This is a genomic window from Verticiella sediminum, assembly GCF_007558815.1.
Taxonomy (GTDB): Bacteria; Pseudomonadota; Gammaproteobacteria; order Burkholderiales; family Burkholderiaceae_B; genus Verticiella; species Verticiella sediminum.
The window spans coordinates 1-10639 of the sequence record NZ_VLTJ01000036.1 but is presented as its reverse complement, the minus strand read 5'-3'; the positions used below and the strand labels follow the sequence as shown (position 1 = coordinate 10639).

The 10639-nt window shown below is 66.5% G+C and carries 8 protein-coding genes; 3 read left to right on the top strand and 5 right to left on the bottom strand.

Annotated features, from left to right (window positions below; genetic code table 11):
- A partial coding sequence (locus FOZ76_RS18620) for an RpnC/YadD family protein (RefSeq protein WP_484444108.1) occupies positions 1 to 541 on the top strand: 541 nt, incomplete at its 5' end.
- 256 nt (positions 542 to 797) lie between these two features.
- Here FOZ76_RS18620 and FOZ76_RS18615 read toward each other — a convergent pair.
- The 3 genes from FOZ76_RS18615 to FOZ76_RS18605 all read right to left on the bottom strand — a co-directional run bounded on the left by FOZ76_RS18615 (position 798) and on the right by FOZ76_RS18605 (position 4720).
- The gene (locus FOZ76_RS18615; protein WP_143949797.1) at positions 798 to 3203 is read right to left on the bottom strand and encodes a DUF4214 domain-containing protein; all 2406 of its coding nucleotides are present in this window, start codon (positions 3201 to 3203) and stop codon (positions 798 to 800) included.
- A gap of 222 nt (positions 3204 to 3425) precedes the next feature.
- Positions 3426 to 4226 (bottom strand): ferritin-like domain-containing protein, encoded by an 801-nt coding sequence (locus FOZ76_RS18610; RefSeq protein ID WP_143949796.1) that lies wholly within the window; start codon positions 4224 to 4226, stop codon positions 3426 to 3428.
- Positions 4227 to 4306: 80 nt separating this feature from the next.
- On the bottom strand, positions 4307 to 4720 hold the full coding sequence (locus tag FOZ76_RS18605) for a YchJ family protein (RefSeq protein WP_143949795.1): 414 nt from the start codon (positions 4718 to 4720) through the stop codon (positions 4307 to 4309).
- Positions 4721 to 4770: 50 nt separating this feature from the next.
- On the opposite strand from FOZ76_RS18605, the gene FOZ76_RS18600 reads away from it, so the two are divergent.
- Complete coding sequence (locus FOZ76_RS18600) at positions 4771 to 5661, top strand: NAD-dependent epimerase/dehydratase family protein (RefSeq protein WP_143949794.1); 891 nt, start codon at positions 4771 to 4773, stop codon at positions 5659 to 5661.
- A gap of 13 nt (positions 5662 to 5674) precedes the next feature.
- Here the strand turns inward: FOZ76_RS18600 and FOZ76_RS18595 are convergent, their stop codons facing one another.
- Positions 5675 to 6232, bottom strand: coding sequence for a hypothetical protein (locus FOZ76_RS18595; protein WP_143949793.1), 558 nt, complete (start codon positions 6230 to 6232; stop codon positions 5675 to 5677).
- Between the two features lie 140 nt (positions 6233 to 6372).
- Between FOZ76_RS18595 and FOZ76_RS18590 the strand changes: the two genes are divergently transcribed.
- The gene (locus FOZ76_RS18590) at positions 6373 to 7899 is read left to right on the top strand and encodes a methyltransferase regulatory domain-containing protein (RefSeq protein WP_143949792.1); all 1527 of its coding nucleotides are present in this window, start codon (positions 6373 to 6375) and stop codon (positions 7897 to 7899) included.
- A 60-nt stretch (positions 7900 to 7959) separates the two neighbouring features.
- Here the strand turns inward: FOZ76_RS18590 and FOZ76_RS18585 are convergent, their stop codons facing one another.
- Positions 7960 to 10236 (bottom strand): DUF4214 domain-containing protein, encoded by a 2277-nt coding sequence (locus FOZ76_RS18585; protein WP_170235530.1) that lies wholly within the window; start codon positions 10234 to 10236, stop codon positions 7960 to 7962.
- Positions 10237 to 10639 lie beyond the last annotated feature (403 nt).

Below are 10639 nucleotides of genomic sequence, written 5' to 3'. Positions count from 1 at the left end.
GGACGAACTGCTGGGCATGGCCCGACACAACCCGTTCGCGGTGGTGGTGCTCGCCGAGATCGAATCGGCCGCCGCGGGCGGGCCCGAAACCCGGCTGGCGCGCAAGACGCGGCTGCTGCGCCTGCTGTACGAATACACCTACGGCGAGACGGACGTGAACCGGCTGTTCACGTTCATCGACGGGGTGCTCACGCTGCCGCGGGTGCAGGCGCGCCGGTTCAACGAGACAGTGGACGCCATCGAGAAGGAGTACGACGTGGCCTACGTGACGAGTGTGGAGCGCATCGGGATCGAGAAGGGGTTGGCGCAGGGGTTGGCGCAGGGGCGTCTCGAGGGCCGACAGGAAGGTCGGCAAGAAGGACGCGGCGAAGGCCATCACGAAGGGCTGCGCCAGGCACTGTCGTCCCTCCTCGAACGCCGCTTCGGCCCATTGCCCCCAGCCGCCCGCGAGCGCGTGCAGACCGCGTCGGCGGACACTCTTCAGATATGGCTGCTGCGCGTGCTGGATGCGGCGAGGCTGGACGACGTGTTCGAGGATTGATCAAGCTGCCGCGGCACGAGCCGACGTGCCCGTGCTGCAGCTTCTTGCCAGATGCGCGCAGCCTTGAGCCTGGCGAAAAGGTCATCGAACGCAGGGCCTGCGGATACCGCGATCAGAAATACTGCTCCCTGACAATCCGCCCCCGCATTCCCCGGTAAGGCGCGATGAACCCAAAAAAAGCGGGGCAGAACCCCGCTTTTTCCCGGCGGTTCCGGGCGGCCTACGCCGGCCCGGAACCTGAGAACGGCCGTTGACCTCAGACGGTCTGCTCGGCAATCGACAGATCCTCGACGCTGTAGACGCCGACCAGTTCGACCGCGAAATCGCCGTCGTCGTAGGCGCCGGCGCCGTCACCGTCGTTGTAGAGATAGGTGTTGCCGTCGAAATGGAACACGGCCACACCGTCCTCGGAGCTCAGGTCGGACTGGGCCGCCAGCGAGAACGCCTCCTGCAACGAGCCGGGCTGGTTGCCGCCGAAGTCCAGGAACTCGGCCGTGCCGCCCTCGAGCGTCAGGCTGTCGACGCCCGCTTCGAAGCCTTCGATGCTATCCATCGCACCGTACAGCGAGGAGCTTTCACCAGCGCTCGCCACGGAAAGCGTGATGCTGTCGGCGCTGCCCGCACCCAGCGTCACCGTCTCGGCAACGTCGGCATTCATGCCCAGCAGCGAGAATTCACCCACATATTCCGACACATCGATGCTCGAGAACTTGCCCTCGGCGTTGTCATAGGTCAGCGTGCTGCCCGCGTCACCCTCGGCGACCGCTTCCTGGCCGCCGGTCACGGCCAGCGTGCCGCCCGTTACGCCCAGGTCATCGCCGGCGCCCGTGGCGAGCGTCAAGTCGATCGCGCCAGTCACCTGCACCGACACATCCGCTGCCGCGTTGTTCAGGGCCAGCGTGGTGGCGCTGTTGGCTGCGAACGCATCAGCCAGCGAACCGGAGGTCGCATAGCTGTCGCCCGACTGCTCGCCGAGCTGCGCCAGCAGCCCTTCAGCCGAAGCGTCCAGATCCTCGCCGCCGTCCAGCAGGAAGGCCGGATCGATCACCTCGATAGTCTGCTCGGCGGACAGGTTATCGACCGTAACGTCCGAGCCCGCCACCGTCAGGTCGGTGAAGCTGCTGATCTGCGCAGCATCCACGTCGATCGTGGGGCCAACGAAGGCCAGGTTGCCGAAGTTCTGCGCCTGGTTGATCGCGTCGTAGTCCTCGGTCTGGTATTCGCCATCGGTCAGCAGGATCAGGCTGTTGTCCCCGCCGCCGCCATCGAGCGAGTCGTTCAGGCCGAGGTCGACCGCAACCACCGTGTCGTCACCCTCACCACCGATGAAAGCCGGGCGGTACTCGTCGATCAGGCCATGCACATACAGGAGGTCGCCGGTGGAGCCGGAAGCGTCCAGGGTCGTCACGCTTTCACCGAAGGCACCGACGATCCATGTGTCCATCTCGCTATTGATCGAGACGGTGTCCACCGCATCGCCCGTGACCGCGCCGAACACGACCATCGGCTCGTCCGCGCCCTCGGCGGCCGGGGCCAGCGAGCCGGTGAGGTTCACGGTGTCGAGATTCTCGCCCGATGCCAGCACGCCCACTAGGCCGGCCCCGCCTTGCTCGCCCTCGCCCGCGGCGGCCGCCACGTTGTCGAAGGCTAGATTCAGCTCGGCCGTGCCGTCGGCAGCCTCGGCGGCCAGGGCCGAGTCGGCCTCGATGTCCTTGAAGCCCACCGTCACGTCGTCGCCGACTTCACGCACGCTGGTGGCCTCGTTGTTCTGCCAGATTTCCTCGGCGCCCTGGAACTGCGAGGCATCGACGCCGGCGTCACCGGCGAACACTGTGCCGTTGTTGAAGATGTTGATGACTTCGATGTTCTTGACGCTGCCCTGCTGGGTCGTGTTGTTGCCCGCCTCGTCCGTATAGATGTTCAGTGTGTCACGGCCCGCGCCGCCGTCGAGCGAGTCGAACTGGTTCAGGGTCGTCGCCGGCGTGCTGTCGGCGCCGTTCACCGGCAGGGCCGAGAACACGTCATCGCCCGAAGTGCCCGCCAGGTTGTCCACGCCCGGGGTCAGCACCAGGCTTTCGCCACCGCCCGTGGCGGTGTAGAGCATGTCCTTGGCGGCGTCGACGGAGGCCGGATCCTCGTTCACGCCGGCGAGGATGTCAGCCGCGTTGTGTTGCAGGTCGGCCAGAATGTTGGGATTGGAATTTTCGAACTTGGCGAACTCCAGCGCCACCTCCAGGCGGTTGTTGAAGAACATCGCGTCCCGGCTCTCGGGGTCCTGGTTCTGCACCGAACGGATGACGACGGCGAGCAGGTCTTCGCGCGAGAAGGTGTCGGAATCGAGTTGTTCGGTCCAGTAGTTCAGGCCTTCCTCATCGGGGGATCGGCCCAGAACGTTGTTGTAGATCCACGTGACGTACTCGCTGTTGGTCGAGTTCACCTCGCTCGGGATTTCGCCATTGGCCTGCGCCGACTGATAAACCTCGGCGGATAGCGCCAGATAAGCGTTGTCGAGCGCGCCCTCGCCATCACCCTGCTCCTCGGCCAGAGTCTGCAGGCGCTCGACGTAGTAGCTCATTGCTTCGTATTCGGGGGCACGGCCCATGTAGGCCATGAACATACCGGCAACTTCAGTGCGGGCTTCTTCGATACCAATCGATGCCATCTTTCAAGTCTCCTGAATTTGGTTGACTAGACAACAGGGAGTTCGCATTCGCCAGGATGGCGTGCAACGCTCCCTTGCCTATTCATCCTATCCAACCGACTCTCGGATACGTTGTGACCGCGATCACAAACGGGCGTGTCGTCACAAACGAATGCATCCGCCCCCAGGGCGCCTCTGCACTTGGTTTCAATTCCTGCCAATCGAACACCAATTCCGGAGGCGTCAAGCCCTTGCCAAATGTTCCGACGATATCAGCTTGTCGATCTCCTCCGGGGTGAAGCCCGCAGCGAGTCGAGCTTCCCGGTTGAACGGGCCGCGCAGGCGCGGCGCTCCGTAGCGCTCGGCCAGGACATCGTAGGTCGGCAGCGGGTCCAGGCCGCGTTGTTCGCACACCCATCGATACCAGTGGTTGCCTATCGAGACATGGCCGATCTCGTCGCGCAGGATGATGTCCAGCACGCCCGCCGCGGCCGCGTCCCCCACCCCGGCGAGCTTGTCGCGGATCAGCGGCGAAGCATCCAACCCGCGCGCCTCCAGGGTGCGCGGCACCAGCGCCAGTCGCGCCAGCAGATCGTCCCTGGTCTTGTCGGCCATGTCCCACAGTCCGTTGTGCGCGGGAAAGTCGCCGTAGGCGTGCCCCAGGCTGGCCAGACGTTCGTTGAGCAGGCGAAAGTGCAAGGATTCCTCCACCGCGACGCGGGCCCAGTCGCGGTAATAGGGTTCCGGCAGTCCCGGGAATCGCCAGATCGCGTCCAGGGCCAGGTTGATCGCGTTGAACTCGATATGCGCGAGCGCATGCAGCAGCACGGCGCGCCCGCGTTCGCTGTGCACCGAGCGCTGCTTGACCCTGGTGGCCGGCACCAGTTCGGGCGCCGAGGGGCGCCCTGGAACGCCGGCAGGCGCCTGCAGGCGGGCCGCTGCGTCCACGGCAGCGATCCCATCGAGCCCGGCCGTGGCGTCGAGCTTGGCCTGCCAGCTATTCGCCAGCAGTGCGGCCAGCGCTTGTCTACGCAATTCGATCATGGCTCTGCTTCCTGTCGCTACCGCGACATCCTCGCCCGCGCGAGGCGACGCGCCACCTTCGGGCGGCCGAACGGTGGCGCTCATGCCAAGCTCTCCCCATCGACATAGACCCAGCGGCCGTCCGGCTGGCGCTCGAACCGGCTGCGCTCGTGCTGGCGGCTGGCGCGGCCTTGCCAGCGGCTGCGCGCCACGAACTCCACGACGGCATGCTCGGGATCGAGCTGGCGATGCTCGCGCACCTCCAGGCCCAGCCATTTCAGGCCAGCCGGGTTGGGCTCCAGCGCTGCCGGCCGGGTATCGGGGTGCCAGGTATCGATGAGATAGCCCAGTTCGTCCAGCACGAAAGCGCTGTAGCGAGAACGCATCAGGGCCTGGGCATCGGGCGCGCGCAAGCGCTCGGCGCCGTGGTGCCAGCGGGCGCAGCAACCCGCGTAGGGCAACCCCGAGCCGCAGGGACACGCCGGCTCCGGCATGGATTTGGCGGTTTTCGACATGACGAGGACAATTGAGGACAAACCGCCATTGTCGCGCACCCGGAGCCCTCATGCCCCATCACGTACTGATCGCCGGCTGCGGCGACCTCGGCCTGCGCGTCGCTCACGACCTGCTGGCGTCGGACCCCGCAACCCGCGTATGGGCGCTGCGCCGAAGGCCCCCCGTTCCAGCCGGCCCCGACGCAGCGCAACCCCGTCTGCAATGGGTCGCGGCAGACCTGGCCGAACCCGCGTCCCTGCAGGCAAGCCTGCCCGCACACCTGGACCAGGTGCTCTACTGCCCGACGCCGGACGCCCGCGACTCCGCGCATTACCGGCGCGTCTTCGTCGACGGCTTGCAGCACCTGCACGCGCTGCCGGCGGCGCGTCGAGCCCAGCGTTGGGTGTTCGTCTCATCCACGGCAGTCTATGGCGAACACGCGGGCGACTGGATCGACGAGCACACGGCATGCGCCCCGCTCGGCGAGAACGGCCGGATTCTGCTCCAGGCAGAAGAGGCGCTGCGCATGCGCGTGCCGGACGCCGTCGTGCTGAGGCTCGCCGGGCTGTACGGCCCTGGCCGGCTCGGCCTGCTCGGACGGTTGCACCGCGGCGAGGCCCATGCGCCCAGGCAGCCGCCCCACTGGGCCAACCGCATGCACATCGAGGACGCGGCCGCCGCCGCCCGGCACCTCCTACGCCTCGACGCGCCCGCGCCGGTCTATCTGGGGGGAGACGACACCCCGCTGCCTTTGCACGTGCTCTACGCCCATCTTGCTGAACTGGTCGGCGGCCCGGCAGTGCCGGACGGCCCGCCCCCACGCGGCGTGGGCAGCAAGCGCCTGTGCAATGCCCGGCTCAAGGCGAGCGGCTTCGAACTGCGCTGGCCGGACGCGCGCGCAGGCTATGCCGCCCTGGTGCAGGGCAACACGCCCCCTGAGGGGGTGCGCGTGAGCGCGTAGAGGGGCCTTCCTATCAGTGGAGGGTGGCGTTGGGCGGCATGCCGGCGTCGAGCGAAGGAATGCCCTTGCCTTCCACCCAGACGCCCTCGGTCGACCAGCCTGCGGAGCGGTACCGCAAGCGGAAAATATCCAGCACCCGGGCCAGCGCCGCCGAGTCGAGCGGCAGCGCGGCCGCGCCCTCTGCGTCCCAGCGAAAGACCAGGTGGATCAGCCCGTTGTCGTGACGCACGACGTTGACCGTGTGGACAAGTCCGTGGGGGGAGCTGCGCAGCACCTCGACCGGCACGGCCTCATGCGTTGCGCCGCCGGCGCCCATGGATTGCGCCGGCTCGGACGCGGCGGCGGGGCCGGCGGCCGCCCGGGACTGCGCCGGAGCGCCCTGGCGGCGATGCGCCCGCTCGGATTCGGCCGCCTTCTCGGCCACGCGCCCTGTCAATACCTTGAGCAACAGGTTGGCCAGCCGCTGCGTGAGCCAAAGCCCCTGCTCGTGCCCGTCAGAGCACCTCAGGGCCAAATGCAGCCGGTCCTCGTTCTCGTCATACATGACAGTCAAGGTGTTGATGGTACGCATCGGGCTCCCCGTGAACATGCGCCATTGTCGCATTCTGGCGCCCCAGGGCAATTGCTTCACGCCGATCCGTCGCCGGGTTCTTGCGTTCGCCGCGCACTGGGTCAAAATGGACGCCTTTCAGGCTCAGGAGGGGGGATCGCATGAATTCGTGGACGCAGGGTTATGTTGCGGACATCGGCTACACGCACGGCTACTACCGCGAAATGTCGCCCGCCCTCATGGCCTTCGCACTGCTGGAGCGGCGCGTCGTCGCCCCCGGCGCGGAACAGCCGCTCGCCTACTGCGAACTGGGCTGCGGCCAGGGCGTCACCGCCAACCTGATCGCCGCCGCCAATCCGCAGATCGAGGTGCACGCCAACGACTTCAACCCGGCGCACATCGCCGGCGCGCAACGGCTGGCGGCCGAGGCCGGCACGCCGAACGTGCGATTCTATGAACACAGCTTCCAGGAGTTCATCGACGTTCCCGGCCTGCCGCAGTTCGACATGATCTGCCTGCACGGCATCTACAGTTGGGTGGACGCCGTCAACCGCACCGCGATCGCGGAATTTCTGCGCCGCAAGCTCAAGCCCGGCGGCGTGGCCTACGTGTCCTACAACACCCAGCCGGGTTGGGCGGCCGCCGCGCCGTTGCGGCATCTGATCCATCTGCACGCGAGCCAGGCCAGCGGGAGCACACCGAACCGCCTGCAGGGCGCGCTCGCGTTCGCACGGGGAATCGCCGACGCCAAGGGCATCTATTTCCGCGCCAACCCGGCCGCGGCGCAGCGCCTGGACCGCATCCAAACCGAAGATCCGAACTATGTCGCGCATGAATACCTGAACGGCTGCTGGCAGCCCTTCGCGTTCTCCGAGGTCGAATCGGACATGGGCGAGGCCAAGCTCGAGTTCGCCGCCAGCGCCACCCTGCTCGATCATGTCGACGTGATCAACCTGAGCCCCGAGCAGCAACAGCTCATGGGCGGCATCGCCAATACGACACTGCGCGAAACCACCCGCGACCTGCTGGTCGGCCAGGCCTTTCGGCGCGACCTGTACGTCAAGGGCCGCATCGACATCCCGGAAGTGGTCGCGCAGGGGCAATGGGCCCGGACCCGTATCGTCCTGCTCTGCCGCGCCGCCGATGTTCCGCGCAAGGTCCAGGCGCCCCTGGGCGAGGCCACTCTGCACGAGGACATCTACGGCCCCCTGCTCGCGCAGCTCGAAAGCGGGCCGCGCGCCATCCGCGAGCTGCTCGGCGTGCGCGAGATCGCCGAACATGGCTGGCTGAAGCTGCGCCAGGCGATTCAGATCCTCCTGGGGTTGGGCCACGTCGACATCTGCGTCGAAGGGGCAGCCGGCGCCAACCGGGCCGAACGGGTGCGTGCTTTCAACCGCGCCGTCCTCGCGCGCGCTCCGTACTCCGCCGAACTGCGCGTGCTGGCCAGCCCGCTCACCGGCGGCGCCGTCGGCGTGGACCGCCTGCACCAGCTCTTCCTGTATGCGGACAGCCAGCGAACCGAACCGGCGACCTTCGCCATCAAGGCCCTGCTTGCCCAGAACCAGCGGCTGCTGCGCGACGGCAAACTGCTGGAGGACGACGCCGAGCACACGGCGGAGATGGAGCGCCGCCACCGCGACTTCCGGGAACTGCGCCTGCCCGTGCTGCAGCGGCTCGGCGTGGTGTGATGCGCGAACCGCGGTCCGCGCACCGCGGCGCCCCGGGATACGGGGCGCCGTCCCTCACGATCAGGCTTCGACGAAGCTGAGATCGTCGGCCGTATACGTGCCCACCAACTGGAGCGCGAAGTCCGCGTTGTCGTACACGCCCGAACCGGTCGTGTCGGCAAAGAGGTAGGTGTTGGACTCGTACACGAAGAGCACCACGCCGCCATCCAGCCCGTCGGACGCGGTAGCCGCCTCCGAGAACGCCATTTGCAGCGAGCTGACGCCTGCGCTCAGCGTGATGCCGGTGACGTCGCCCAGCCCGTTGAGCGTGTCCTCGGTCGCGTCGAAACCCTCGATCACGTCCATGGCGCCGTAGCTCGAGGAGCTCGTGTCGTCGACCGTGATTTCGATCTCATCGGCGCTGCCGGCGCCGAGGATCAGGGTTTCCTTGACGTTCGAAGCCATCCCCGCCAGATAGAAGTCGCCGAGAAACCCCGAGACGTCGATGGTGGAGAACTTGCCGCTGGTATTGTCGTAGCCGAGGTCGCCGGCGTCCGCGCTGCTCACGGTCAGGCTGCCCCCGGTTGCACCCACCGCGCCCACGTCGATCGTCACCCACTTGCTGGTCTGCACGTCGATTGCCACGTCGGCCGCGGCGCTCTCGAGCAGCAGCGAATCCGGGCCCCCGGCCTCTTCTGCCTCCGGATCGACGAACCACGTCGCATCGACCAGCACCACCGTCTGGTCCGCAGCCAGGTTGCTCAGCACGACCTCGCCGCCACCCGCAAAGCCCAGCGACGTGAAGTCGGCAAGCTGGCTGGCGTCGAGCTCGACGTCGTCGCCGAGGAACACCAGTTCCTCGATGTTGACCAGGCCGGCATTGATCGCATCGTAGGTCTCGGTCTGGAAGACGCCGTCGCCACCGATCCACAGGCTGTCCGTGCCCTCGCCGCCGTCGAAGGACGAATCCAGCGTGACGCTTTCGACCACGATCAGGTCATCGGCCGAGCCGCCGATGAAGCCCGTGCCCTCGGCCGCCGACTCGCCCTCGACGTACATCAGCTTGCCGGAGGAACCGGAGGCATCGATCGTGCCGACATCGCCGGTCACGCGCAGGAACGCGTTGATCGCAGTGGAGACGGTCAGCGTCTCCACCGCCGCTCCGCCGGTATTCTCGATGTACAGGTCCAGCCATGCTTCGTCGGCGCCCACCAAGTCCCCATCGACGGTGACGTCCGTCAGGGCGTCGCCTTCGGCATACAGAGTGACGACCGAGCCGGCGCCCGGCACATCGCCTTCGGGCAGGCCGGTCACGTTGTCGAACTCGACGTTCAGGCTGGTGGCGTCATCCGCGGCGACCACCGCAAAGAACGCTTCGTCCGCGAGCACGATGTTGCGAAAGCCCGCGACGACATCCTCGTCCAGGTCGGTGACATAGTTCGACCCGCCGATCTGCCAGACCTCGGTCGCGCCGACGAAACGCGAGGCATCCACGCCGGATGCGCCGCCGAAGGCGTCGTCAAACATACCATCATTGTAGATGTTGATGGTCTCGACGTTCTTGATGGTCGCGCTGTCCGGCAGGCTGGCATTCTGGCCGTCGTAGGCATAGATACTGAGGGTATCGTTGCCCAGGCCGCCATCGATGCTGTCGAACGCGCTCAGCGTCGTTGCGGCGGCGCCGGTGGCAGCGTTCACCGGAAGCGCGGTGAACATGTCGTCGCCGCTGGTACCGACCAGGTTGTCCACGCCCGGGGTGAGCATGGCGCTCTGGCCACCGCCCGTCGCCACGTAGAGCTTGTCCAACGCAGCTTCCTTGGTGGCCGGATCTTCGGTCACGCCTTCCATCACTTGCGCCGCGTTGTAGGGCAGGTTCGCCAGCACGCCGGGGTTCGAATTCTCGAACTTGCCGAACTCCTGCGCGACTTCCAGGCGATTGCTGTAGAACATCTTGTCGCGGCTGTCCTCGGGCTGCCCGTCCACCGCGACCAGGATGACCGCAACCAGCGCTTCACGCGGTGAGTTGCCGCTGTCCAGTTCAGCGACCCAGTACGCCAGACCCTCAGGCTCGGCCTCGCGGCCCAGCACGTTCTGGTAGATCCACTTGACGTATTCCTCGCTGGTCGTGGAGCCGGCCGAGGGCACTTCGCCGTTGGCGGCGCCGGTGGCATAGACTTCGGCCGACAAGGCCTTGAAACCGTTCTCGACCGCGGCCGGATCGTCGCCCAACGCCTCCAGGATCGACATGTAGTTGTCGACATAGTAGGAAACCGCCTGGTATTCGGCGGCACGGCCCAGGTAGGACAGGAAAATCGCAGTGACGTCTTCGCGCGCCTGCTCGATGCTGATGGTTGCCATGATGCACTTCTCCGTTGACACGAGTCTGAAAGGGGACAGCCTTGCGCATGAGCACGATGGCCACGGCGACCAATGTCGGCTCATGAAGGAAAGATGCTAATGAGCCCATCGGCGGGCTTGTGTGATGCGCGTCACAAAAGCGAATGTCCGATCCGGAAGCGCCTGGTTCGCGAGAATTGCGACAGAATGCGTCGAAACGCCATAACCCACTGTTTATAGGAACATTTACCCCCGTCTAGACAGCGTCAAGACGGGGCCTAGACTGTTCGCTCTAGGCAAAAATAGGGTCTCGCGAGGCTCATGCTTACCCCTGTCCGGATGGGTGAGCGGGGCGTTTTTTCTGCTTTGGGAGCGGCCCGGCGAAAGGAACGGCCCCCCAACGCTTTTGCCTTGGGAGCGGCCC